Genomic DNA, 24,012 nt, shown 5'->3' with positions numbered 1-24,012 from the left:
GGCGTGGGTCCGCATGGGCTTCATCCTGTCCTAGAACGTTTCCCAGTCCGCCGCGTCCGCACTCGCTTTCGAGCCGGCGGGCGCGGGGCGCTTCAGCGGTTCGTTCGCGGCGGGTTTTGGCGCCGCGAAGGCGGGTTCGGCGCGGCGTGGTGCATCGTGTTTCGCAGCGGCGGGAGCGGGTGCAGGTGTGTGGCTCGGTGCCTGTGTGCTGCTCGATGTCTTCGGGGCCGTCGCGTGCGCCGCGGGACTCGCTGCGTGCGGCCGCGCCGCCGCTTTCACCGCCGGTGCCACCTTCGTTGCCGGCGCAATCGCGCGTGCCGGGCGCTCGTCGCCCTCGACATGCCAGCCGCTCACGACCACCTGCAGTTGACGCGTCTGCTCTTCGAGCGACGCCGCGGCCGCGGCCGCCTGTTCGACGAGCGCCGCGTTCTGCTGCGTCACTTCGTCCATCTGCGTCACGGCGCGGTTGACCTGCTCGATGCCGGTCGACTGCTCTTCGGACGCGGCGCTGATCTCGCCCATGATGTCGGTAACACGGCGCACCGCCTGGACGATCTCGTTCATCGTCGCGCCCGCGCGACCCACCAGCGCGGAGCCGCTCTGCACCTTGCCAGTCGAATCGCCGATCAGTTCCTTGATCTCTTTCGCCGCGCTCGCGCTGCGCTGCGCGAGGCTGCGCACTTCCCCGGCGACAACCGCGAAGCCGCGGCCCTGCTCGCCCGCGCGCGCCGCCTCGACGGCCGCATTCAGCGCGAGGATGTTGGTCTGGAACGCGATGCCTTCGATCACACCGATGATGTCGACGACCTTGCCCGAACTCGTCGCGATGTCCTGCATCGTGTTGACGACCTGGCTCACGACTTCGCCGCCGCGCGTCGCGATGTCCGACGCGTTGACCGCGAGCTGGCTCGCCTGCCGCGCGTTCTCCGCGTTCTGCCGCACGGTGCCGGTCAGTTGTTCCATGCTCGAGGCGGTTTCCTGCAGCGACGCGGCCTGCTGTTCGGTACGCTGCGACAGATCCGTGTTGCCCATCGCGATTTCGCGCGCGCCGGTGTCGATCGATTCGGTGCTCACGTGGACGGCCTTCACCATCTTCGACAGGCTTTCCTGCATCCGCTTGATGCCGCCGAACAGCCGGCCGATCTCGTTGCTGCTGTACACCTCGACGCGCTGCGACAGATCGCCCGCGGCGATCTTTTCGAAGCAGTCGATCGCATCGTTCAGCGGCTGCACGATCAGGCCGCGCAGCGCGAAGCGGATCGCGACCACCAGCACGAACGCGATGCCGATGGCCACTGCGATCAGCGTCGTCATCAGCGACACCTGCGCGTTCGCGTCGGTGCGCCGACGCTGCGCGTGGTCCTGCAGCGCTTTCACGACCGGCGTCGCGGCGTTGTCGTAGGCGACGAACATCGGACTGATCTTCGTATCGGCGATCGCGTGATAGCTGCTCAGGTCGCTGTTGCGCAGCGCGGCGAACTCGGGCTCGACGCCATCGTGCAGCAGCGTCGCACGGCGCGTGACCACCGCGTCGACAAGCGCCTGATCGGTGCCGCGACGCGGTGTCGCAAGGAACGTCTGCCAGTTTTCGTTCGACTTGCCGAGCAGTTCCTGCGCGCGGTCGAGGGCGGACTTCGCCTGTTCGATCTCGCCTGCGGCAGTTAGCGTGTTGACGCGATCGAGCGCGACGCGCGAGCGCAGCAGGAACGACGACGCGTCGTTCAGCGAACGCATCGCGGCGAGATCGCCGCCGGCGATTTCATCGAGCGACCGGCTCGCGTTGTTCAACGCAAAGAGCCCGAGCGCGCCGACCGCGACGGTCAGCGCGACGAAAATGACGCCGACCGCGGTGAGCGTCGTGCGGATCGACCATTTGCCCAGCATTTTCGTTTCTCCTGTCGGTGGCAGTTAGCGCTTTAGCGCTTACTGCCACCCCATGTAAGTGTTGCGGTCGACTGGAGTTAGCGCTTTAGCGCTTACTCCAGTCCCCGCAGCTTGCGGCGCGTCAAGCTACTCGACGAGCGCGTCCGTCAACGCCATCTCGCGGCTCGTCATCAGTTTTTCGATGTCCATCAGAATCAGCATCCGGCCATCGACGGTACCGAGACCCGTCAGATATTCAGTCGTCATCGTCGCGCCGAATTCGGGCGCCGGCATGATCTGCTCGGCCGTCAGCGTCAGCACGTCGGACACGCCGTCGACCACCATGCCGAGCACGCGATGCGCGACGTTCAGGATGATCACGACGGTCTGATGGTCGTACTCGACGCGGCCCAGATGAAACTTGATCCGCATGTCGACGATCGGCACGATGATGCCGCGCAGGTTGATCACGCCTTTGATGAACTCGGGCGCGTTCGCGATCCGCGTCACGTTGTCGTAGCCGCGAATCTCCTGCACTTTCAGGATGTCGATGCCGTACTCTTCGGCGCCGAGCGTGAAGACGAGAAATTCCTGACCGGCCGCGTCGGCCTGCTGCACGCCCCGGCGACTTGCCGTGCCGCTCATATGAATGGATTGGACTTCTGCCACGTTAGCCCCCAAACGGTTGGGAAAAGTTGATCGAGGTCCGCGACGCCGCGTTCATGCGAGCGTCGCCAGGCCGTTGTTCGCGTTGTGCACACTGTGCGCGGTCCGCGTTTCGCGGTTCAGCGCCGCGACGTCGACGATCAGCGCGACGCTGCCGTCGCCGAGAATCGTTGCGGCCGAAATGCCGTGCACCTTGCGGTAGTTCGTTTCCAGATTCTTCACGACGACCTGCTGCTGCCCGACCAGTTCGTCGATCACCATCGCGAAGCGGCGCCCTTCGGTCTGCATGATCGTGACGATGCCCTGGGTCGGATCGGTGCGCGCATTGTCGACCGCGAACACCGCATGCAGCGCGACCAGCGGCAGATATTCGCCGCGCACGCGCACCACGCGCTCGCCGTTCGCGACGGTATAAATGTCTTCGGCACGCGGCTGCAGCGACTCCATCACGAAGTTCAGCGGCAGGATGAAGATCTCGTTGCCAACCTTCACCGACATGCCGTCGAGAATCGCCAGCGTCAGCGGCAGAATGATGCGCGTCGTCGTGCCGCGGCCCGCATACGACGTGATCTCGACGTGGCCGTTCATCGCCTGGATGTTGCGCTTCACGACGTCCATCCCGACGCCGCGGCCGGACACGTCGGTCACCTGCTCGGCCGTCGAGAAGCCCGGCATGAAGATCAGGTTCCAGACTTCATCGTCGGTCATCGTGTCGCTGACCGACATGCCCTGCTTCGCAGCCTTCGCGAGAATCTTGTCGCGGCGCAGACCCGCACCGTCGTCGCTGACTTCGATCACGATGTTGCCGCCGTGATGCGCGGCCGACAGCACCAGCTGGCCGGTCGCATCCTTGCCCACGGCGCGACGGGCCTCGACGGTTTCGATACCGTGGTCGAGGCTATTGCGCACGAGGTGCGTGAGCGGATCGATGATGCGTTCGATCAGGCTCTTGTCGAGTTCGGTCGCCTGACCGAAGGTGACGAGTTCGACTTCCTTGCCGAGTTTCGCCGCGAGGTCGCGCACGAGGCGCGGGAAGCGGCTGAACACATAGTCCATCGGCATCATGCGGATCGACATCACCGCTTCCTGCAGATCGCGCGCATTGCGCTCGAGCTGCGCCATGCCGTTGAACAGGCGATCGTGTAACGCGGGGTCGAACGTGCTCGTGGTCTCGGCGAGCATCGCCTGCGTGATCACCAGTTCGCCGACGAGGTTGATCAACTGGTCGACCTTCTCCACGCCGACGCGGATCGAGCTGCCTTCCGCGCCGCCTGCGGCGGCCGGACGCGCTTTGCGTTCGGCATCGTTGGTCTGTGCCGGCGCCGATGCGCCAGCCTGCGACTGCGCGGCGGCTTCCGTCGCGGCGGCCAGGATGGCCTGCACTGCCGCGGCGGCGTCCTGCGTCTGCGGAGCCGCAGCAGGCGCAGTCGATGCAGCGGGCGCGGCCGGTGCGGACACCGGGTCCGCCGGCTGCATGAACGCAGCCGGCGCCGCAGCCGGGGATGACGGCGCGGCGTCGGGCGTTCCAGGTTCGCCCTGCTGCGCGCCATCCACCGGCGCATCGCCGCGGCCGATCTCGATCTGACTTTCGTCGATCACGAAACAGCACACGGCGACGATGTCGTCGGAGGGGACGTCGGTGTCGACCCACAGCGTCAGATCGCTGCCTGTCTTCACCTGTCCGACGATACTGCCCAGGTTGCCGAGCTCATCGATCAGCAATACCTGGTCCTTCTCCCCCACGCCCCGTAGCGTAATTTTCAGATGTGCTCCGGCGGGGGCTTCGCCCGCGCCGTTCGATGTGGCGGTACCGGTCTGTGCCGGTGTGCTGTCCGCACCATCCTTTGCTGCGTCGGCGACGTCGAACGCGTCGCCGTGAATCGCGTTGTCGACCCTCTCGCCGGCCCACTCTCCGGCGGCTTCGAACGCCTGCTCGACGACATGCGCCGGTGCGGCGGACGCGTGTTCGAAGATTTCGGTTGTGGCCGCGGCGGCCTGCGCCGGCCCGGCACCTAAACGGTTCTCCGTATTCAACCGCTCGAGCTTCGCGCAGATCGCCTTGGCGACCGCCGTGTCGGGCTCGGCACTCGCGCGATAGTCGGCGAGCTGGCCGGACAGCACGTCCTTCGTTTCGAGGAACGTGTCGATCATGTCCTTGCGCAGCACGAGTTCGTTGTTGCGCGCGCGGTCCAGCAGCGATTCGAGGATGTGCGTCGTTTCGGTGAGCGCGGTAAAGCCGAACGTCGCCGCGCCGCCCTTGATCGAATGCGCGGCGCGAAAGATCGCCGCGAGGTCCTCGGGGTCCGGATGGCCGATGTCCAGATTGAGCAGCAACTGCTCCATCTGTGCGAGCAGTTCGTCCGCTTCGTCGAAGAACGTCTGATAGAACTGAGTGATATCGAGTGTCATGCCTGGGTCACCACGAGTGATTCTGTCTGGGCTGCGCGTCCGGTCGCCGGTCTGGCGTCGGCGCTCAGGCCGGCCCTTCCCCGGCCAGTGCCGCCACCAGCTCGGTCAGCATGTCGGGGTCGAGCGGTTTTTCGATCCATCCCGTTGCGCCGGCCGCTCGCGCCGCCGCCTTGAAAGGCTCGCCGGATTCGGTCGTCAGCACGAGGATCGGCGTCGCGCGGTAAGCCGGGTTGCCACGCAACGCGGCGATCAGGTCGAGGCCCGTCTTGCCGGGCATGTGCTGGTCGGTCAGCACGAGGTCGAACGGGATCGCCAGCGCGTTCTCGAGCCCTTCGTCGCCGTCGGCCGCAAGCGTCACCTCATAGCCGGCCGTCGTCAGCGTCGCGGAGAGGATCTCCCGCATCGCAGCCGAATCGTCGATCGCCAGAATGTGCCTGATCATGAAAGAGCCTCGTTGCCTTGCGTATTGCGTGTGTAGTGCGTATTACGGTTTCGCCGACGGGTCGAGCTTCTGCAACATCGGCCGCGCCGAGCCCGCCGCGTCGTCGGACAGCGTGGTCGTCGTCGTGTCGTCGTGCGTCATCGCCTCTTCCGACTTCTTGTTCAGCACGATGATGCTGATCCGGCGGTTCTCCGGATCCAGCGGATCGGCCTTGTTCAGGTTCTGCGTCGACGCGAGGCCGAGCACGCGCAGCACCTTTGCTTCGTCCATACCGCCGGCGATCAGCTCGCGACGCGACGCGTTCGCGCGATCCGCCGACAACTCCCAGTTGCTGTACCCCTTCTCGCCGCCCGCGTAAGGCACCGCGTCGGTATGGCCCTGCACGACGATCCGGTTCGGCACGTCGTTCAGCGTGTTGCCGATCTCGCGCAGGATGTCGCGCATGTACGGCTCGACCACGTCGCGCGCGGTCGCGAACATCGGCCGCTTCTGCGAATCGACGATCTCGATCCGCAGGCCCGTGAGCGTCGAGTCGATACGGATCTGCTGCTTGAACTGGCGCAGCACCGGATTCGCCTCGATCGCAGCCATCAGCTTCACCTGCAGATCGTGCAGCCGCACCTGCTCGCGGCGCTCAAGTTCGCCCTGGAGCTGGTTGACCGCGTCGTCGTCGGCGCGGGTCGCGCTCTTGTCCGCGCGCTTCGCCTTGCCGTCGCTCGACCGGGTGACGGCCAGCTGGTCGATCGAGATGTCGCGCCCGCCGCCGCGGATCACGCTCGATTCCTCGGCACTGCGGTCACCGCCCCACAGCGACACCTTGAGCGGCGTGTTGAAGTAGTCGGCGATGCCCTTCAACTGCGCCGAGTTCGCCGAACTCAGCAGCCACATCAGCAGGAAGAACGCCATCATCGCGGTCATGAAGTCCGCGTAGGCGAGCTTCCACGCGCCGCCGTGATGCCCTTTCTTCGGCGGTGCGGAGCGCTTGACGACGATCGCGCGATCTTTGTCCTTGCTCATCGACGGGGCTCCGGGCACGCGTTACTTCGCCTTCACGCGGCGCACGTGCTCTTCCAGCTCGGTGAACGACGGACGTTCGGTCGAGAAGAGCACCTTGCGGCCGAACTCGACCGCGATCGCCGGCGCATAGCCGTTCAGGCTCGCGAGAATCGTCACCTTGATGCACTGGAACATCTTCGTCGACTCGGTCACGCGCTGTTCCGCGAGGCTCGCGAGCGGCCCGATCAGCCCGTACGACAGCAGGATGCCGAGGAACGTACCGACCAGCGCCTGCGCGATCATTTCGCCGAGCACCGCGGGCGGCTTGTCGGCCGACGCCATCGTGTGGACCACGCCCATCACTGCCGCGACGATCCCGAACGCCGGCATCGCGTCGCCGACCTTCGCGAGTGCATGCGCCGGTGCTTCGCCTTCCGCGTGATGGGTTTCGATTTCCTCGTCCATCAGGCTTTCGATCTCGAACGCGTTCATGTTGCCGCCGACCATCAGCCGCAGGTAGTCGGTCAGGAACTCGACGATGTGGCGGTCCGCCAGAATCTTCGGGTACTGCGTGAAGATCGGGCTTTTGCCCGGATCGTCGATATCGGCCTCGAGCGTCAGCGTGCCTTCCTTACGTGCTTTCGCGAGCAGGACGTAGAGGAGCGCCATCAGCTCCATGTAGACGTCCTTGTTGTACTTCGATCCCTTGAAGAGCGTCGGGATGACCCGGACCGTGGCACGGATCGTCTTCATCCCGTTGCCGAGAATGAACGCTCCGAGACCCGCGCCCGCGATCATCAGCACTTCGACCGGCTGCAGCAGCGCGCCGAGATGGCCGCCCGCCAGCGCATAGCCGCCGAAGACGGACAACAGCGTTACGAGTGTCCCCACGAAAATCAACACTGCCGAGCCCTCACAAAAAAATCGACGAAAGACCGTCGTTAATTGGGTTTACGGCATCGGAGCGGAAAACTTTGGTGGAAAAACGGCCGCGCGCCACGGTGTAAACCATGGCCGTGGAACGGTGCCGGAGCCGCGCCGGGCCTGCGTCCTGGGGCTGCTTCCGAGGTTGCCGGCACTGCCCTGGCTGGCGGTCCCAGGCGCCCTGCCTGGCTCAGGCAGCGAGCGCCGGCGCGGGGCGGGACTTCGCGTCGGCGGACTTGCGCGTCTTGCCGGCCCGCGACGGCGGCTGGCACAACCCGCAGACGTAGCCATGCCGCGGGTCGTGCGCATGCGCGACAAAATGCCCGCCGCAGCGTGAACAGGCGGTCATTTGCAACATGTGGGAATCGAAGAAGCGCACCAGCGTCCAGGCGCGCGTCAGGCTCAGCACCGGTTCGTCGCCGTGCAGTTGCACGTGCTCGAGGTACAGCCGGTAGCTCTTGACGATCGACTCGATCGTCTTGCAGCCACCGTGGTCGGTCATGAAACGGTAGATGTTGTAGAACAGCGACGAGTGGATATTCGGCTGCCACGTCATGAACCAGTCGGCGGAGAACGGCAGCATCCCCTTCGGCGGCGACACGCCCTTCAGCTCCTTGTAGAGCTTGATGAGCCGGTCGCGCGACAGGCTGGTCTCGGCCTCGAGCAGTTGCAGACGTGCGCCGAGTTCGATCAGTTCGATGGCCAGGGTGATCTCCCTGACCTCGAGCACTACGCTTTTCTGTGCCATCCGCTCCGCTTCCCCGGTCCCGATGCAGTGCCTCGCGATGAAACGGCGGCGTCAGCCAATCTGTTCGACAGGCTGGCCCGCCATCAGGATCGCGGAATGCGCCTGCGCGACGGCGCTGGTCTTGCCCTTGTCGGCGAGCGACGAAAGAATCGCGTGGTCGTCGAAGCGGAAGCGGCACAGCACCTGGCTCGACGCGGCGAGCTTGACGGTCTGCGCAAGCGACAGGTTCGCGAGGACATCGGCGAGCTGCCCGGAGATCCCCATCCTGAACATGCCGGTCTGCTTGTCCTCGTGCAGCAGGCGTTGGGCGAGCAATAGATAAGACAGGTTCACTTCCCTGATCTCATTGAGCATTTCACTGGTGGCGCTCATGATTCCCCCGAGTCGATCTGGCTGGTCAGGCCGTTACGGAAACGTTTGCTCATCCGCGCGCATCACGCCACGCGGTATGGCCCGTTTATGGTCATGCCTGAATTGTGGCTAAAGGGAAATGGAACGGAAATCGGACAGACACCCCGCCAGGCGGTAGAAAACTACCATTAATGCTGTCGGAATTTTTCCTACAGTGAGGCCGTGCGACGAGGCGGTCGAGAAGGCTTCGAACGCAGCCGGAAGGGAAGCTGCGCGAAATTATTAGCGTTTTCAGCGGTGCGCAATGTGATGCCGATTGGGTGCCGGACAGTACGACCGGGGCTCGTTCGAGGGTCTGTTGAGTTGGCCGAAAGCCTTGCTCCATAAGGGTCTGCGCCCTTCAACGAGACTCGTCGCGCATCATGTTTCGCGCTGTAACAACATTAAGCGTTTGAAAAATAGCTCGAATTGCGACGCTCGATCCCGATAATGAAACCTCAGGGAATACCCCATCCGGTTGCGGGGCGCCCTCGGGCGGCGGCTTGCCGCGCCCTTTGGTCCGACGGTCTTTCGCGCCCTCCGCACTGCTGCGGCGTCACGCGAAGCCCCTTTGAAACAAGGAGATTACGCATGCGAATCGCACAAATCGCGCCGCTCTACGAAGCCGTTCCGCCGAAACTCTACGGCGGTACCGAGCGCGTCGTGTCCTATTTGACAGAAGCGCTCGTGGACCTTGGCCATGACGTGACGCTGTTCGCGAGCGGCGATTCGGTGACGTCCGCGAAGCTCGAAGCGGCGTGGCCGCGCGCGCTGCGCCTCGACCCGACGATCCGCGACGCGATGGCGCCGCACATGCTGCTGCTCGAACAGGTTCGCCGCGTCGCGCATGAATTCGACGTGCTGCACTTTCACCTCGACTACCTGCCGTTCCCGCTGTTCTCGAGCCTCGACACGCCGTTCGTGACGACGCTGCACGGCCGCCTCGATCTGCCCGAACTGCAGCCGCTGTTCGATACGTTCTCGCAGGCGCCGGTCGTCTCGATCTCGGATTCGCAGCGTCTGCCGCTGCAGCAGGCGAACTGGCTGAATACGATTTATCACGGTCTGCCGGACCAGCTGCTCACGCCGCAGGCGCACCGGAAGCCGGAATACCTCGCGTTCCTCGGTCGGATCTGTCCGGAAAAACGCGTCGATACAGCTATCAAGATCGCTGCTCAAAGCGGTCTGCCGCTGAAGATCGCCGCCAAGGTGGACAAGGTCGACCAGGATTACTTCAAGGCGGAGATCGAGCCTCTGCTATCTCAGGCGCACGTCGAGTTCGTCGGCGAGATCAACGAGGCCCAGAAGCCGGAGTTTCTTTCGGGCGCGAAGGCGTTGCTGTTCCCGATCGACTGGTCGGAGCCGTTCGGCCTCGTGATGATCGAGTCGATGGCGTGCGGTACGCCAGTCATCGCGTTCAACCGCGGGTCGGTGCCGGAAGTGATCGACCAGGGTGTGACCGGCTACATCGTCGAAGACGTGCAGGGTGCGGTGGCGGCACTGCAGCGCCTCGACGACCTGTCGCGCAGCGAGATCCGCGCTCAATTCGAACGCCGCTTCAGTGCGAAGACGATGGCGCAGAATTACGTCGACGGTTATACGACGCTAATCGAAGCAGCGCGCCGGCCGGTGCTGCGTCAGGTCGCGGTAGGGTAACCAGGTACGGATAAGTGCAGCGATTTGCGACATTGAATCGTTTGCGTGCACTGAAACCCGGTCTATCCCATCGGACAAAAAAAGCCGCCTGCAAAAGGCGGCTTTTTATTTGAGCATTGATGAGAACGAATGCCCCGGCACATGTCGGCGATTGCGTTACACCACACCACCCTTTAGCCTTCCGATTGCCTTCGGAACGCTTTCGCCATAAGAACTTTCGCCATTAGGCGATTACGCCTCACCGATCAAAAAGCGCTCGCGGTTTTTACCGGCAATCCATTTGGGCGGCTTTCCCCGGCCGCTCCACGTGGTGCCCGTTTTCGGATCCTGGTACCGGGGCGGCAGCGGTGCCTTCTTGGGCGGCCGACCACGTCGTGCAGCCGCGGCGAAGCCCAGATCCTGGGCCGACAGGCCATACTCGGTGATCTTGCGTTTGATCTCCGCGATCACATTGACTACTTCAGTACGCCTGGCCTCGTCGGCCTGGGCTTGCAGCCGGGCGATCTGCGCCTTGAGGTCTGCATATTGGGTCATGCTGGGCTCCCCTCTTTTAGAACTGAATAGTCGCAGATTAACTGCAACTAAAGAAATTCGCAATGGACAATAATACCGCTTTAACCAGATAACGTCTGATAATTAATAAAATGAAGAATTGTTAAATCGGTAAGTTGCTATAGCGGCGAATAAGGAATCCCCCTGGTCTGATTGACAATTTTTGACACCGACATCAGGGTATTTGCCTAAGAATACGCATGCTTCGACTCTCGTCGGCGCTCCTGCCGATGCAAGCCGGGTATCGAACTTTTTTGGGGAAATACACATATGCAGCTATCCAGACGCGTTGCGGCGGAATTCTTTGGCACTTTCTGGCTGGTACTTGGCGGCTGCGGCAGCGCGGTTCTCGCCGCCAGCTTCGCGGGGCCGGTGCACGGGCTCGGCATCGGCTTCGTCGGCGTGGCTCTCGCGTTCGGTCTCACCGTCCTCACGATGGCCTATGCGATCGGCCACATCTCCGGCTGTCACCTGAATCCGGCGGTCAGCGTCGGTCTCACGGTGGCGGGCCGCTTTCCGGTGCGCGACCTTGTGCCCTACATCGTCGCGCAGGTGCTCGGCGCGATCGTCGGTGCATTCGTGCTGTCGGTGATCGCATCGGGCAAACCCGGCTTCGATCTCGTTGCGAGCGGCTTCGCGACCAACGGCTACGACGCCCACTCGCCGGGTCACTATTCGCTGATGGCCGCGTTCGTCTGCGAAACGGTGATGACGGCGTTCTTCCTGTTCGTGATTCTCGGCGCAACCGATTCGCGCTCGCCCGCCGCGCTCGCGCCGGTCGCGATCGGCCTGTGTCTCACGCTGATTCACCTGATCTCGATCCCGGTGACGAACACGTCCGTTAATCCCGCACGGTCGACCGGGCCGGCACTGTTCGTCGGCGGCGCGGCGATCGATCAGCTGTGGCTGTTCTGGGTTGCGCCGGTGCTAGGCGCGGTGATCGCGGGCCTCGTCTATCCGGCCATCGCTGGACGCGGCACGCCCGCGAACGCCTGACGGCAGGGGCACGACCGTGCCCCTTTCCTGCGGCAGCGCTCACGTGTTTCGCGACACGAGATGCGCGGCGCTGTCCGCGTCGGTGTTCTCACCGTGCGCTCAAATGGCACCAATGACGGTTCACAGGTCTTGCCTGCGCGCAACGCGGCGACCACCGTTGACCCCGACTGAGATCGCAGTGCGCACGGCCGCGGCGGCTGGCGCGGATAAGGCGTAGCGGCGGTGTCGTGCAGCGGTGCTGCGGGACTATCTCTCTACGCGCCACCCTCGAGATTCCCGAGCTTCAAGACGCCAGTTCGTCGTCGAGCGAAAACAGCTTGCGCAGATGATGCGCGACGCCTGCCTCGAAGTTGTTGCCGATGCGCGGAACATGCGGCAGCCGCGCGATCAGATCGGGGTTGGCGTTGTTCATCATGAACGGATGGCCCGCTGTTTCGAGCAGGTCGATGTCGTTCATGTTGTCGCCAAACGCGACGCAGCGCGAAGTTGCCACGCCGAGGCGATCGAGCACGAACTTGAGCGCCCGCCCTTTCGACACGTTCGACGTCATCACCTCCAGACAATCCGGCAGCGAATAAGTGACGTACAACGCGTCGCCGAACTGTTGCTGCAGGTTCGCGGCGACCTGCGCGAGATCGGCGGGATCGCCGATATAGAGCGCCTTCGCGATGTCCGAGCCATCGTGCTGCGGCATGTCGATCACCGAGTATGCAAAGCCCGAGTCCTGATGCAGACGCAGGAGTTCCGGTGCGTCTCGGTCGATGAGCCATGCGTTGTCGGCAAACAGATTGACGATCACGCGACCATGCGCGCCCACGACTTCCGGTTGCACGAGACGTCGCACGAGTGCCGGCGCGAGGTTATCGGAATAGATCATCGTGTCGTCGGGTGCGTGGACGCGTGCTCCGTTCGACGTGATCAGATACGGACGGATGCCCAGCAGATCGCGAATACCGGCGACATCGCGATAGTGGCGCCCCGTTGCGATCACGAACTGCAACTGCTGCGCTTCGAGGCGGCGCACCGTCTCGACGGTGAACGGATCGACCTGATGGTCGCCGTTGAGCAGTGTTCCGTCGAGGTCGGTTGCGATGACTTGGTACATGGCGTTGGAATGGGCGGCGACGAGCGTCGTATTTTATCGCCGCTCCCGGCCGACGACTCCGCTATTTCGCTTCGATACGCTCAGCCTCGCGTTGCGCGAGACGCAGCGCGCCGCGCGTGGAATCGGCAAGGGGCGCGCGCAGCCTGGACGTACAGGACGCGGGCACGTAGCCGCGCAGCGGCTCGCCCAACCCTCCGCACAGCGCGACGGGCAGCATGTTCGTGGAATCGAGCGCCGCGATCATCCTGCCAATCTCCTCACCCGCGGTCTCGAGCAGTTGCGCCGCGAACGGATGCTCGCGATGGGCGAGCACGATCGGTGCGAGGCGCGCATACGCGGTTTGATTGGCCTCACATAGCCAGACGACCAGACTGTCGTGATCGGTCGCGCCGACGTGTGCGAGCAGCGCGTTCGCGAACGCGTCGCGCGGGCTGCGCCCGTCGAGCGCGCGTTGCGCGTGCCCGATCGCGCGTATGCCCAGCCACGAGCCGCCTGCTTCGTCGCCTGACGGAAAGCCGTAGCCGCCGACGATCCGGCACTGGCCGTCCGCATCGAGCACCGCCGCAATGCTGCCGGTGCCGAGCGCGACGACAACGCCGGCTTCGCCTCCATGCGCGCCGAGCAGCGTGGTGTACACGTCGCTTTCGACGGCGAGGCCCGCGACAGACGGCGCGAGCGCGCGAAATGCCGCGAGCCAGTCGCGGTTGTTGGCCCCGGCGAGCCCGCAGCCGAGCACGCATCGGGACCAGTCGAGCGCGATGCCCGCTTCGGCGAAGGCAGCGGTACAGCCCGCGTCGATCGATTCCCATGCGCGCGAGACGCCGAGCCCAAGCCCCGATGGGCCGCTCGCCGCCTGAGCGAGGACGCGACCTGTTGTGTCGCCGAGTATCACGCGCGTACCGGTGCCGCCACCGTCGATACCGAGCAGGAAAAGGTCTGAAGTCATACGGTCGAGCGAGATGAAAGATGAGGTGAAAGATGTCGCATAGCGTGGCAGGTCCACCGCAATCGTGCAATCGACCAAAAGGCCAGGTGGCGACGCGCCGCGGTTCCGCTATGCTTGCCCGATCTCGTCGATATATCGTCGACGCCACTACGCGGAGCGGGACAGTGACACAGCGATGCAACTGGGCGACGAGCGAAGCGCTCGCGCATTACCACGACACCGAATGGGGCGTACCCTCGCGGGACGACCAGCATCTGTTCGAAATGCTGGTGCTCGAAGGCGCGCAGGCGGGGCTCTCGTGGTCGACGATCCTCAACAAGCGCGACGGTTATCGGCGTGGATTCGCCGGCTTCGACATCGACAAGGTGGCTCGCTTCACGCAGCCGCAGCTCGATGCATTAATGCTCGACGCGAGCATCGTCCGCAACCGGGCAAAGATCGCGTCGGCCGTGGCCAACGCACGCGCGGTCCAGCAGATCCAGACGGAACATGGATCGCTCGCGAACTTCATCTGGTCGTTCGTCGACGACACGCCGATCCAGAACGAATGGAAGTCATACGAGCACGCGCCGGCGTCGACCGAAGTCTCGGACGCGCTCAGCAAGGCGTTGAAACGCTACGGCTGCAAGTTCGTCGGCACGACGATCTGCTATGCATTCATGCAGGCGGTCGGGATGGTCAACGACCACCAGATGGACTGTACGCACCACGCCCGCTGCGCGGCGCTCGGTAAGAAAGGACGAAAGCGGAAAGCCGGCTAGCGCTTCGCCGCAGCTTCGGCATTTTTGCAACAGCACGGGGAAAACACCGAGCGCGGTGGCCAGCTGCCGCGCGAGCCTTGCTGGCAAAGGCTTCGCAGTTCAGTTGAAGGTGCCTCGCGCATGACCGCCCAGGTCAGAATTGCGTGCGAGCCCACGCCCAATTCTATTTTTACCGTCTCCAGCCGTTATAACGATAACGAGCGGCAGATCTACGCGATCTCCGCTCGAATAACGAACGATCGCTGCGCCCAGCGCAGAGAAGAACCACCATGAAAAATCCGAACTTCCTGAGCCATCAGGAGATATTCGACCGGGCAGTCGACCATCTTTTCGGTCAGGGCCGCGCAGCGCTTCTCCCTCGTGGCGGCGGCGCATATCGGGGCTATTGCGGCGGATGCCCTGTCGGCAATTTCATCAAGCCGCGCGACTACATGACGGCAATGGAAGGGATCCCCGTTCGCCTCATCGGCAAGTCGGCGGCGGACGTGCCCGCCTACATGGATGTCGGCATCCTCGCGCTGAAGAAGGCGCTGCTGCGCGCGCATATCAACGTCTTCGATCCCGCTACCGTGGAACTGCTCAGTTGTCTGCAGAACGTGCACGACGTGTTCGGCACATGGGAGTGGCGCGAGCGCCTCACTTCGATTGCACAGCAGTTCGGACTTTGCGCCGGGCGGCTGAAGAACGCGGCATAACGCCGGAGCCATTCGCCGATAGAGACACCCAACCGGGACAACAAAAAAAGTGGGGTGGCTTCTTTCGAAGCCACCCCACCTTTATTCAGCGTGCGAAGCTGCTCCTAGTGGAGCTTCTTCGGCAGCATCTGGCTGCGCAGGCGCTTGTGCAGGCGCTTCACAGCAGCAGCCTTCTTGCGCTTACGTGCCGTCGTCGGCTTTTCGTACGATTGGCGCTCACGCAGCTCGGCGATCAGGCCATTTTTTTCGATAGCACGACGAAAGCGGCGGATCGCCACTTCGAACGGCTCGTTTTCTTTCAGAAGAATCGTCGTCATGTAATTCCTAACTCAAATCGCTTGATACGGTTAACTGCGTGGCGGCAAAGCCGCTCACGCGCCGGCCCTCCGGGCGCTTCAACATGGCTGAACCACGGATGAAACGAGAGGTAAAGTGGCCGCGGAGGCCGGAAAAGAGAGGTGGGGAGTTCACCGCTTAACACGGGCAGACGCATGTTGCAGCCCCGCGTCTGGTTGCCGATTTACCGCCGGAAACGGCGTCAAAACAGGCAAAGATCTCAATTCACTCTCGATCATATCAGGAAAATCCCCCTCCGACCACCCTCTTTTTGCCCTTCCGCTCAGGCACTTGCGTCATTCAGCGCCCGAATATCGGAGTCCGACAGGGCCAGATGCACCGCATCGGCGAGACTTTTCAACTGATGCAGCGACGTCGCGCTGGCAATCGGCGCCGTGATGCTCGGCCGCGCGATCAGCCATGCAAGCGCGACGGTCGCCGGCGATGTGTCGTGTGTTGCTGCCACCTGGTCGAGTGCCGCGAGAATGCGCAGCCCACGATCGTCCAGATAACGCTCGACCCGGCTGCCGCGGACCCTGTTCGCGAGGTCGCTGCGCGACCGGTATTTGCCCGACAGAAAGCCGCTCGCAAGGCTGTAGTAGGGCACGACGCCCAGGTGCTCCGCCAGCGCCACCGGTTCGAGGTCGCGCTCGTAAGCGGCGCGATCATACAGGTTGTACTCCGGCTGCAGCAGCTGATACGCCGGCAGCCCATCCTGTCTCGCGACCTCGAGCGCCTCGCGCACGCGCGCGCCGCTGTAGTTCGACGCACCGATAATGCGTACCTTGCCGGCCTCGATCAGCCGCTGATAGGCGCCGAGCGTCTCAGCAAGCGGCGTGTCGGTTGCATCGGCGTGCGAAAAATAAATGTCGATGTAATCCGTTTGCAGGCGACGCAGCGAGTCCTCGACCGCGGCCTGAATGTTGGCCGCCGACAGGCCCGCGCGCTCCGGATGCTTGCCGACCTTGGTCGCGAGCACGATCTGCTCGCGCTTGCCGCTCTTCTTCAGCCACTTGCCAATGATCGTTTCGGATTCCCCGCCACGGTTGCCCGGCACCCACGAGGAATAGACGTCCGCGGTGTCGATGAAATCGAGGCCGGCGTCGACGAACGCGTCGAGAATCGAGAACGAGGTCGCTTCGTCGGCCGTCCAGCCGAACACGTTGCCGCCGAACATCAGGGGTGCGACTTCAACGGATGAATTGCCAATAATGCGTTTCTGCATGACGTCTCCATCGGGGATAAATCCGGGGAAATCAAGCATACGCCGCCTCCCGAACCCGCACAGCGAGCCGCGCCATGGCTGACGACGCCCCGGCCGGCGCAGTCCTTTCATCGACTCATTCCGAGCGCTTCCCTAAAGTTTTGTTCCTGGACCGCCGACAACCAGGAAAGGCGGGCAGCGCCACTCGTCAAAAGCGCTACGCCGAAACTGAACCAGCCTATATCCGAGGCGTTTTCCAAACGAGGAAAAAAATGCTTAATATCAACACCAACATTCTTTCGCTGACGACGCAAAAGAATCTGTCCGGCTCGCAAAACGCGCTGTCGCAAGCCATCAACCGCCTGTCGTCGGGCAAACGCATCAACAGCGCTGCTGATGATGCCGCGGGTCTCGCAATCGCGACGACCCAAACCGCCTCGATCAACGCGCTGAATCAAGGCGTCCTGAACGCGAACAACGGCATCTCGATGGTCCAGACCGCCGCCGGCGCGATCTCGTCGACGGTCGACAACCTGCAGCGTATTCGTCAGCTGGCTGTCGAATCCGGTGACGGCTCGCTCGGCACGGCTGCTCAGGCGAACCTGCAGACGGAAGTCTCCACGCGTCTGACGGAAATCGACCGCGTCGAATCGCAAACGACGTTCAACGGCCAGCAAGTGCTCGGCGGCCTCGGCAGCGTCGGGTTCCAGGTCGGCGCGAACGCCAACCAGACCATCACGGCCAACTTCGGCGCGACGGTGTGGAACCAGGCTGGCCTCGGCGTGTCGGGTCTCGACATCTCGACGACCGCAGGCGCGCAATCCGCCATCACCGCGATCGACGCAGCGCTGTCGCAAGTGAACAGCTTCCAGGCAACGCTCGGCGCAACGCAAAACACGTTCTCCGCTGCGATCACCAACACGCAAACGGAATCGACGAACCTGAGCGCCGCGGAATCGCAAATCACGGACGCCGACTTCGCATCGGAAACGGCGAACCTGAGCAAGGCGCAAGTGCTGCAACAGGCAGGCATCTCGGTGCTGGCCCAGGCGAACTCGCTGCCGCAACAGGTCCTGAAGCTCCTGCAGTAATCGATGGTGAAAGCAACCGGCATCGCAGTATGATGCCGTGCTGCCGGGGCGCCCACCGGCGCCTCGGCAGCGGCTTCCGGAGTTTCGTAGTAGAAGGATCGGCAACATTGATCGGCAACATCGCTGGGAGGCCTGCCTCCCAGTACGCGTTTGTCATCGGGCAGGTGCCCGATGACTCAAGCAACGAATGGAGCGCCCCGCATGACCACGACGACCCCGACGAGCGCGAGCGACGTAAGCAGCATCCTTGCCAACGCCGCGCAATCCATCATCAGCGGCTCGACCAAGTCGACGCTCGACGTCAACTCGCTCGTGTCATCGCTCGTTACCGCGAAAACCGCGGCGCAGAGCGCGACCATCCAGAACAAGCAGGCGCTCGACAATACGCAGCTGACCGCAGTCGGGCAGCTCAAGTCCGCGCTGTCGTCGCTGGAGACGGCAGCCAGCGCGCTGTCGGACGGCTCCGCGTTGTCGGCGGTCTCGGCCAGCGTGAGCGGCACGGCGGTCACCGCGAGCACGGCGACGAACGGCGGCGCCACGCCCGGCACCTACGCGATCAACGTCACCGCCGTGGCGAGTGGGGACAAGTACTCGTCGACGGGCTTCACGAGTTCGACCACGGTGGGTACCGGCACGCTGACGCTGTCGCTCGGGTCGAGCGGCACGATGAGCGTCAACGTCGACTCGACGAACAACTCGATCACCGGCATCGCCGCGGCGATCAACGCATCGTCGAACAACCCCGGCATCACTGCGACCGTCGTGAATGGCTCCGACGGCCAGCATCTGGTGCTCCAGTCGAACTCCACCGGCGCGGCCAACACGGTGTCGATGACCGCAAGCTCCGGCCTTAGCAGCGCGCTCAACACGTCGAACATGACGAAGCTGCAAACGGCGCAGGACGCGAGTCTGACGATCGACGGTTCGCCGGTCACGAGCGCATCGAACACGATCACCGGTGCACTGACCGGCGTCACGATCAATCTGACGGCCGCCGCTGCCAACACGCAACAAACGTTGACCGTCGCGACCGACACCACCGCGCAGACCACCGCGATCACCAACTTCGTTACCGCGTACAACAACTACGTGACGACCGCGAAGTCGCTGTCCTCGTACGATTCGACGGCCGCCGCGGGATCGCAGGCAGGCCCGCTGCTCGGCGACGCGATGCTGAACTCGATCACGAACGGCCTCGCGTCGATCGTCAGCAGCGGTGTTACGAGCGGCGGCGGTACCTTCAGCCTTGCGTCGATCGGCCTGAACCTGCAGGACGACGGCACGATCGTCACCGACACGACCGCGCTGCAAACCGCGCTGACGTCGAGCCCCGGCACCGTGTCGGCGCTGTTCAACCAGACGAACGGCATGGGCGCGCAGATCAACAACTTCTCGAACATCTACATCCAGACGAGCGGCACGATCGACCAGCGCACTGCGGCGCTCAACTCCGACCTGTCGAGTCTCGCCGCTCAGGCAACCACGTTGCAGACGTACTCGAGCACATTGACGGCGCAGTACAACGCGCAGTTCACCGCGCTGAACAACCTGCTGACGACGACACAGAACAACACGCAGTACCTGGACCAGCTGTTCGGCGGCAATGGTGCCGCGGGTACGCTGAACAAGACGTCGTAAGCCGCTTACGGAGAAATGCACGATGTCACACGAAACGCTGTCGCGAGCTTACGAGCTAACCCAGGCGATGAGTGCCGCAGCCGCAGCCAGCGACTGGCTGCGCGCCGCCGAACTCGCCGACGAACGCTCGCCGCTGCTGATGTCGCTCGGCGCCGGGCAGACGCCCGACGCGCTCGCGACGATCCGGGCGATCCAGGCACTCAACGCGGATATCACGCGCATCGCGCAGCAAGGCCGCGACGTGCTGACGAACGACATGAACGCATCGATGCGCCGCGTCGAAGCGGTGAGCTTCTATCACACGACCGGGCAGCTCTAGGCCGCGCGCCGTCACGCACAACGACCAACACCGCATCCGTAATGCGGGATGTTTCCGTGGTACCCAAAGCCGCAGCGATGCGGCTTTTTTTCGTCTGATATCAGGAACCGTCGCGGGCGCTGTCGAGCCAGCGCGTCCACATCTGTGTGAACGCGCTTTCGAGATGACGCGCGTAGCGCGGGGCATCGCACAGCGGCGACGCGAGCAGCTGCGCGCGCAACCCTGTGCGCAACGCGGCGAGCCGCGGCAGATCGCTTGCAAACGCTAGCGCCTTCGCGACGTAGTCGTCGTCGTTCTCTGCGATCCAGTCGGACAGACCGGCGGTCTGCAGCACCGTTTCGCCGAGATGCGACAGGAACCGGTCGCCCCGCCGGCTCAGCACCGGCACGCCCATCCATAAACCTTCGACACTCGTCGTGCCGCCCGGATACGGGAACGGGTCCAGCGCGAGATCGACGCGATTGAAGGTCGCGAAATACTCGTCGCGCGGCGACGGGCCTTCGAGCAACAGTCGCCCGGTCGCGATACCGTGCGCGGCGAAACGCTCGAGCGTCGTTTGCCGCGTCCACGGCTCGTTCAGCTGATGGTTCTTCAGCAGCAGCCGCGAGCCCGGCAGCGCGCGCAGGATGCGCGACCACACAGCGATCACGCCGTCGTTGAGCTTCTTCTGGTTGTTCAGATTGCCGAACGTGACGGCACCGTGCGCGAGCGCGGGCAGCGGTCCGATCTCCACTTCGCGCTCGGGCAGCGTAAAGCACAGATAGCTGTCGGGCAGGCGCCACAACTGCTCGACGAAGTGGCCTTCCTCGCCAGGCGGAAGCACATGCCGGTCACCGAGCACGTAGTCGATTTCGGCGATGCCCGTCGTCGCGAAGTAGCCGAGCCAGCTGACCTGCACCGGCGCCGGCTTCCATGCGAACACCGGCAGCCGGTTGCGTCCCGTATGGCCCGCGAGGTCGACGAGGATATCGATGCGGTCGTCGCGGATCTGCCGCGCGACCGTCTCGTCGTCGATGTCGACGATGTTCCGCCAGCCCGCGAAGCGCGGTTGCAGCCGTGCGGTCAGTTCGTCGTGCAGCAGCGCATTCGAATACGCGATGGGCTCGATGCGCGTGCGGTCCAGACGCGCGAGCACGCTCCCGAGAAAATACCCGACCGGATGCTTGCGCAGATCCGCCGATACGAAGCCGATCCGCAGCGGCCGCACCGCGCCGCCGAGATCGTTCGCGCCGGGCTGATGCACATGAGGCCGTGCGAGCGCGGTCATGCGCTCGCCGAAATAGCGCGCATCGCGAAGATGCTGCTCCGGCGACCATCCCGACGCATACGACTGGCCGAACAACACACACGTGTGCGACTCCGCGTAGTCCGGATCGAGCGCGAGCGCCTTCCGGTAGCTCGCGACCGCCGCGTCGAATTCGTTCAGATCCGCGAGGATCGTGCCGAGGTTGTTGTGAAACGACGGCACGTCGTCTTTCAGCGCAAGCGCCTTGCGACTCATCGCGAGCGCCTGCTGCGCGTGGCCCATACGACGCAGCGCGTTCGCGAGATTGTGATACGCGTCGGGGAATTGCGGGTCGGCGGCGATCGCCCGTTCGTACGCGGCCACCGCCTCGTCGAGACGGCCTTGTCCGTTCAGTGCGTTGCCGAGCGTGTTGTGCGCGTCGGCGCGTTCGGGCTGCAACGTTGCGACGGTCGCGAAGCAGTCGATTGCGGCGCGATACTCGCTGCGTTCGCTGAATGCGAGGCCGAGGCTGTTGTGCGCGACGGCCAGCGCGGGCGCGGCCTCGATGCTCGCGCGATAACACTCGATCGCCGCATCGAGATGACCCTGCTCGCGCAGCACGTTGCCGAGATTGTGGTGTGCTTCCGCGAAGTCGGGGCGCGCATCGATCGCCTTGCCGTAGCTCAGCGCCGCAGCCTTGAGTTGCGCGAGATCCTTCAGCGCGTTGCCGAGATTGTTGTACGCCTCGGCGTAGCCGGGCCGCAGCGTGATCGCGGTCGCGCAGCTCTCCATCGCCGCGGCTGCATCGCCGGCTTCACGCAGCGCGTTGCCGAGGTTGTTGTGCGCTTCCGCGTAGTCGGGCTTCAGTTCCACCGCGCGCCGGTAGCTGTCGATTGCATCGGGCAGCGTGCCGCTTTCGCGCAGCATGTTGCCGAGGTTGTTCGCGTAGATCGCGCTCGGCGACGGGCTCACCACAATCGATTCGCGGATCAGCGCGATCCCCGCGCCGTATTCACCGATCTGGCACGCGAGCAGGCCGGAGAAGTGCAGCGCGTCCGCGTGCTTCGGCAGCACTGCGAGAATCTGTTGATAGAGCGCGTGTGCATCCGCGAGGCGGCCTGCCTGATGATGCGCGAGCGCATCGTTCAGCATGCGGCGGATGGTTTGTGCGTTGGGTACACGTGCCGTGTGCGTCGACGCGCGGGCTGCCGCAACAGACACCACGCGCTCGCGATACATGCCCGATAACGCCTCCTCGAGATGCTTCGCGAAACGCGGCGCATCGCACAGCGGCGACGCGAGGATCTTCGTGCGCAACCCCGCACGCAGCGTCGTCAGCCGCGCCGGGTTCGCGGCGAATGCGATCGCTTTCGCGATGTAGTCGTCGGTATCGTCGGCGATCCAGTCGGCCAGTCCTGCCGACTGCAGCATGCTTTCGCACAGATGCGACAGGAAGCGGTCGCCGCGGCGGCACAACACAGGCACGCCCATCCACAGCCCTTCGACACTGACCGTGCCGCCGGGATACGGAAACGGACTCAGCGCGATGTCGACGCGGTTGTACGCGTCGAGATATTCGCCGCGCGGCGAGCGCCCTTCGAGGATCAGCCGTGCGCCGTCGATGCCCAGCGCCGCGAAACGCTGCAGCGTGACGTCACATGCGAACGCGTCGTCGAGCTGCTTCGCCTTCAGGAACAGCCGCGAGCCCGGCACCGCGTGCAGGATGCGCGCCCATGCATCGATGACCGTGTCGTTTATCTTCATCAGATGGTTGAAGCAGCCGAACGTGACCGCGCCGTTCGTCTGCATCGGCAGCGGACCGACGTCGGCCGGCTCGACGGGCGGCGTGAAGCACAGATAGCTGTCCGGCAGACGCCATACACGCTCGACGAACTGCGTTTCCTCGCTGGCGGGCACGACGTGCGGGTCGGCCAGCACGTAGTCGATCGCGCGCAGCCCGGTGCTCGCGAAATATCCAAGCCAGCTGACCTGCACCGGCGCCGGCCGCCACGCGAACACCGGCAGCCGGTTGTACACGGTGTGGCCCGACAGATCGACCAGCACGTCGATGCGGTCGTCGCGGATGCGGCGCGCCGCCGCTTCGTCCGAGAGCCCCGCGAGTGGCGTCCACGAGGCGAAGCGCGGTTTGATGCGCGCGGTCAGTTCGTCTTCGGCGCGGCGCGTCGGATAGGCGACGGCCACGATACGGCGCGGGTCGAGATGCGAGAGGATGCTTTCGAGGAAGAATCCGACCGGATGCGTCTTCAGATCGCCGGACGCGAAGCCGATGCGGAGCGGTCGCGCGTTGGCTTTGGTGGCATCGGTGTCTGCAAGCGCTGGCCAGTCCGTGAACGGTCGCGCCAGGGCGGCCGCGTGATCGCCGAAGCGCAGCGCCTCGTCGAGATAGTCGACAGACGATGTCGCTTCGCGATAGCTCAGGATGAACAGCAGATTGCTGTGCGGTTCAGCGAGGTCCGGCTGCAGCTCGATCGTCTTGCGGTAGTGCGCAATCGCGCCTTCCAGATCGCCGAGATCGACCAGCGCGTTCGCGATGTTGTTGTACGCCTGCGCATAGTCCGGCTGCAGCTCGATCACGCGGCGAAAGCTCTGCACGGCCTCGTCGTAGCGGCCCAGCACGCGCAGCGTGTTGCCGAGATTGTTGTGCGCGTGGACGTAGTCGGACTGCAGCGCGATCGCCTGCCGATAGCATTCGAGCGCGGCCGCGTGCCGGCCTAGCCCACCGAGCGCGTTGCCCAGGTTGCCGTAGAACATCGCGCTCGGGGCGACACCGATCGCGCGCATGATCCACTCGACCGCTTCTTCGAGCCGCCCTTCGTGATACGCGACGAGCCCGAGCAGGTGCAACGCATCCGCGTGGTTCGGCTGCGCGCGCAGAATCTCGCGATAGATCGCCGAGGCTTCGGCAAAGCGGCCGGCCTGCTGATGCGCGAGGCCGGCTTCGATCGGCACGGGCTGGACAGCCGCGCCCGTTGACGGGATCGTGCTCACTTGCCGGGCTTTTGCGAAGCGCGAACCGGAATGCGGACGGT

At 64.2% G+C, this 24,012-nt stretch carries 21 protein-coding genes; 7 read left to right on the top strand and 14 right to left on the bottom strand.

The genetic code is table 11. The features are described 5' to 3' along the window. Nucleotides 1–30 precede the first annotated feature (30 nt). From ACREXZ_RS01765 to flhD, 8 genes are all read right to left on the bottom strand, one after another. Nucleotides 31–1,884 (bottom strand): methyl-accepting chemotaxis protein, encoded by a 1,854-nt coding sequence (locus tag ACREXZ_RS01765; RefSeq protein WP_431762285.1) that lies wholly within the window; start codon nucleotides 1,882–1,884, stop codon nucleotides 31–33. 126 nt (nucleotides 1,885–2,010) lie between these two features. Then, complete coding sequence (cheW, locus tag ACREXZ_RS01760) at nucleotides 2,011–2,532, bottom strand: chemotaxis protein CheW (RefSeq protein WP_431762284.1); 522 nt, start codon at nucleotides 2,530–2,532, stop codon at nucleotides 2,011–2,013. 51 nt (nucleotides 2,533–2,583) lie between these two features. Continuing rightward, nucleotides 2,584–4,938, bottom strand: coding sequence for a chemotaxis protein CheA (gene cheA / locus ACREXZ_RS01755; protein WP_431762283.1), 2,355 nt, complete (start codon nucleotides 4,936–4,938; stop codon nucleotides 2,584–2,586). 64 nt (nucleotides 4,939–5,002) lie between these two features. Next, nucleotides 5,003–5,380: a response regulator gene (locus ACREXZ_RS01750; protein ID WP_431762282.1), complete on the bottom strand. Its 378-nt coding sequence runs from the start codon at nucleotides 5,378–5,380 to the stop codon at nucleotides 5,003–5,005. Nucleotides 5,381–5,422: 42 nt separating this feature from the next. Beyond that, nucleotides 5,423–6,397, bottom strand: a complete 975-nt coding sequence (gene motB / locus ACREXZ_RS01745) for a flagellar motor protein MotB (RefSeq protein ID WP_431762281.1) — start codon at nucleotides 6,395–6,397, stop codon at nucleotides 5,423–5,425. A 21-nt stretch (nucleotides 6,398–6,418) separates the two neighbouring features. Further along, nucleotides 6,419–7,279, bottom strand: coding sequence for a flagellar motor stator protein MotA (gene motA, locus ACREXZ_RS01740; RefSeq protein WP_431762280.1), 861 nt, complete (start codon nucleotides 7,277–7,279; stop codon nucleotides 6,419–6,421). A gap of 211 nt (nucleotides 7,280–7,490) precedes the next feature. Then, nucleotides 7,491–8,048: a flagellar transcriptional regulator FlhC gene (gene flhC, locus ACREXZ_RS01735; protein ID WP_431762279.1), complete on the bottom strand. Its 558-nt coding sequence runs from the start codon at nucleotides 8,046–8,048 to the stop codon at nucleotides 7,491–7,493. A 51-nt stretch (nucleotides 8,049–8,099) separates the two neighbouring features. Next, on the bottom strand, nucleotides 8,100–8,420 hold the full coding sequence (gene flhD, locus ACREXZ_RS01730) for a flagellar transcriptional regulator FlhD (RefSeq protein WP_431762278.1): 321 nt from the start codon (nucleotides 8,418–8,420) through the stop codon (nucleotides 8,100–8,102). 609 nt (nucleotides 8,421–9,029) lie between these two features. Here flhD and ACREXZ_RS01725 point away from each other — a divergent pair. Then, nucleotides 9,030–10,094, top strand: a complete 1,065-nt coding sequence (locus tag ACREXZ_RS01725) for a glycosyltransferase family 4 protein (RefSeq protein WP_431762277.1) — start codon at nucleotides 9,030–9,032, stop codon at nucleotides 10,092–10,094. Nucleotides 10,095–10,325: 231 nt separating this feature from the next. Here the strand turns inward: ACREXZ_RS01725 and ACREXZ_RS01720 are convergent, their stop codons facing one another. After that, nucleotides 10,326–10,628, bottom strand: coding sequence for an H-NS family nucleoid-associated regulatory protein (locus ACREXZ_RS01720; protein WP_431762276.1), 303 nt, complete (start codon nucleotides 10,626–10,628; stop codon nucleotides 10,326–10,328). A 288-nt stretch (nucleotides 10,629–10,916) separates the two neighbouring features. Here ACREXZ_RS01720 and aqpZ point away from each other — a divergent pair, with 288 nt between their 5' ends. After that, entirely contained in the window at nucleotides 10,917–11,642 is a 726-nt protein-coding gene (aqpZ, locus tag ACREXZ_RS01715) for an aquaporin Z (protein WP_431762275.1), read from the top strand. A gap of 283 nt (nucleotides 11,643–11,925) precedes the next feature. Here the strand turns inward: aqpZ and ACREXZ_RS01710 are convergent, their stop codons facing one another. Both ACREXZ_RS01710 and ACREXZ_RS01705 read right to left on the bottom strand, forming a co-directional pair. Next, nucleotides 11,926–12,747, bottom strand: coding sequence for a Cof-type HAD-IIB family hydrolase (locus ACREXZ_RS01710; RefSeq protein ID WP_431762274.1), 822 nt, complete (start codon nucleotides 12,745–12,747; stop codon nucleotides 11,926–11,928). Nucleotides 12,748–12,808: 61 nt separating this feature from the next. Beyond that, entirely contained in the window at nucleotides 12,809–13,693 is an 885-nt protein-coding gene (locus ACREXZ_RS01705; RefSeq protein ID WP_431762273.1) for a BadF/BadG/BcrA/BcrD ATPase family protein, read from the bottom strand. A 164-nt stretch (nucleotides 13,694–13,857) separates the two neighbouring features. On the opposite strand from ACREXZ_RS01705, the gene ACREXZ_RS01700 reads away from it, so the two are divergent. Together ACREXZ_RS01700 and ACREXZ_RS01695 are read left to right on the top strand one after the other, a co-directional pair. Next, nucleotides 13,858–14,454, top strand: a complete 597-nt coding sequence (locus tag ACREXZ_RS01700) for a DNA-3-methyladenine glycosylase I (RefSeq protein ID WP_431762272.1) — start codon at nucleotides 13,858–13,860, stop codon at nucleotides 14,452–14,454. A 269-nt stretch (nucleotides 14,455–14,723) separates the two neighbouring features. Further along, on the top strand, nucleotides 14,724–15,149 hold the full coding sequence (locus ACREXZ_RS01695; RefSeq protein WP_431762271.1) for a hypothetical protein: 426 nt from the start codon (nucleotides 14,724–14,726) through the stop codon (nucleotides 15,147–15,149). A gap of 104 nt (nucleotides 15,150–15,253) precedes the next feature. Here the strand turns inward: ACREXZ_RS01695 and rpsU are convergent, their stop codons facing one another. Next, on the bottom strand, nucleotides 15,254–15,466 hold the full coding sequence (rpsU, locus tag ACREXZ_RS01690; protein WP_006050883.1) for a 30S ribosomal protein S21: 213 nt from the start codon (nucleotides 15,464–15,466) through the stop codon (nucleotides 15,254–15,256). Between the two features lie 302 nt (nucleotides 15,467–15,768). Beyond that, on the bottom strand, nucleotides 15,769–16,710 hold the full coding sequence (locus ACREXZ_RS01685; protein ID WP_431762270.1) for an aldo/keto reductase: 942 nt from the start codon (nucleotides 16,708–16,710) through the stop codon (nucleotides 15,769–15,771). 251 nt (nucleotides 16,711–16,961) lie between these two features. Here ACREXZ_RS01685 and ACREXZ_RS01680 point away from each other — a divergent pair, with 251 nt between their 5' ends. The 3 genes from ACREXZ_RS01680 to fliT all read left to right on the top strand — a co-directional run bounded on the left by ACREXZ_RS01680 (nucleotide 16,962) and on the right by fliT (nucleotide 19,737). Further along, nucleotides 16,962–17,780, top strand: a complete 819-nt coding sequence (locus ACREXZ_RS01680; RefSeq protein WP_431762471.1) for a flagellin domain-containing protein — start codon at nucleotides 16,962–16,964, stop codon at nucleotides 17,778–17,780. A 201-nt stretch (nucleotides 17,781–17,981) separates the two neighbouring features. Then, nucleotides 17,982–19,418, top strand: a complete 1,437-nt coding sequence (gene fliD, locus ACREXZ_RS01675) for a flagellar filament capping protein FliD (RefSeq protein ID WP_431762269.1) — start codon at nucleotides 17,982–17,984, stop codon at nucleotides 19,416–19,418. A gap of 22 nt (nucleotides 19,419–19,440) precedes the next feature. Then, on the top strand, nucleotides 19,441–19,737 hold the full coding sequence (fliT, locus tag ACREXZ_RS01670; protein ID WP_431762268.1) for a flagellar protein FliT: 297 nt from the start codon (nucleotides 19,441–19,443) through the stop codon (nucleotides 19,735–19,737). A 100-nt stretch (nucleotides 19,738–19,837) separates the two neighbouring features. Here the strand turns inward: fliT and ACREXZ_RS01665 are convergent, their stop codons facing one another. After that, nucleotides 19,838–23,971: a tetratricopeptide repeat protein gene (locus tag ACREXZ_RS01665; RefSeq protein ID WP_431762267.1), complete on the bottom strand. Its 4,134-nt coding sequence runs from the start codon at nucleotides 23,969–23,971 to the stop codon at nucleotides 19,838–19,840. Between the last annotated feature and the right edge of the window lie 41 nt (nucleotides 23,972–24,012).

It is taken from the genome of Paraburkholderia sp. (assembly GCF_050742655.1).
In the GTDB taxonomy this organism is placed as follows: domain Bacteria; phylum Pseudomonadota; class Gammaproteobacteria; order Burkholderiales; family Burkholderiaceae; genus Paraburkholderia.
Note: the sequence above shows the minus strand (reverse complement) of the source record. Positions and strands in the feature narration are given on the sequence as shown.

Bases quoted from the DNA above. Each gene is read 5' to 3' on its own strand.
- ACREXZ_RS01765 (WP_431762285.1), bottom strand. From the start codon at position 1,884: ATGCTGGGCAAATGGTCGATCCGCACGACGCTCACCGCGGTCGGCGTC.
- cheA (WP_431762283.1), bottom strand. From the start codon at position 4,938: ATGACACTCGATATCACTCAGTTCTATCAGACGTTCTTCGACGAAGCG.
- ACREXZ_RS01750 (WP_431762282.1), bottom strand. From the start codon at position 5,380: ATGATCAGGCACATTCTGGCGATCGACGATTCGGCTGCGATGCGGGAG.
- motB (WP_431762281.1), bottom strand. From the start codon at position 6,397: ATGAGCAAGGACAAAGATCGCGCGATCGTCGTCAAGCGCTCCGCACCG.
- flhC (WP_431762279.1), bottom strand. From the start codon at position 8,048: ATGGCACAGAAAAGCGTAGTGCTCGAGGTCAGGGAGATCACCCTGGCC.
- flhD (WP_431762278.1), bottom strand. From the start codon at position 8,420: ATGAGCGCCACCAGTGAAATGCTCAATGAGATCAGGGAAGTGAACCTG.
- ACREXZ_RS01725 (WP_431762277.1), top strand. From the start codon at position 9,030: ATGCGAATCGCACAAATCGCGCCGCTCTACGAAGCCGTTCCGCCGAAA.
- ACREXZ_RS01720 (WP_431762276.1), bottom strand. From the start codon at position 10,628: ATGACCCAATATGCAGACCTCAAGGCGCAGATCGCCCGGCTGCAAGCC.
- aqpZ (WP_431762275.1), top strand. From the start codon at position 10,917: ATGCAGCTATCCAGACGCGTTGCGGCGGAATTCTTTGGCACTTTCTGG.
- ACREXZ_RS01710 (WP_431762274.1), bottom strand. From the start codon at position 12,747: ATGTACCAAGTCATCGCAACCGACCTCGACGGAACACTGCTCAACGGC.
- ACREXZ_RS01705 (WP_431762273.1), bottom strand. From the start codon at position 13,693: ATGACTTCAGACCTTTTCCTGCTCGGTATCGACGGTGGCGGCACCGGT.
- ACREXZ_RS01695 (WP_431762271.1), top strand. From the start codon at position 14,724: ATGAAAAATCCGAACTTCCTGAGCCATCAGGAGATATTCGACCGGGCA.
- rpsU (WP_006050883.1), bottom strand. From the start codon at position 15,466: ATGACGACGATTCTTCTGAAAGAAAACGAGCCGTTCGAAGTGGCGATC.
- ACREXZ_RS01685 (WP_431762270.1), bottom strand. From the start codon at position 16,710: ATGCAGAAACGCATTATTGGCAATTCATCCGTTGAAGTCGCACCCCTG.
- ACREXZ_RS01680 (WP_431762471.1), top strand. From the start codon at position 16,962: ATGCTTAATATCAACACCAACATTCTTTCGCTGACGACGCAAAAGAAT.
- fliD (WP_431762269.1), top strand. From the start codon at position 17,982: ATGACCACGACGACCCCGACGAGCGCGAGCGACGTAAGCAGCATCCTT.
- fliT (WP_431762268.1), top strand. From the start codon at position 19,441: ATGTCACACGAAACGCTGTCGCGAGCTTACGAGCTAACCCAGGCGATG.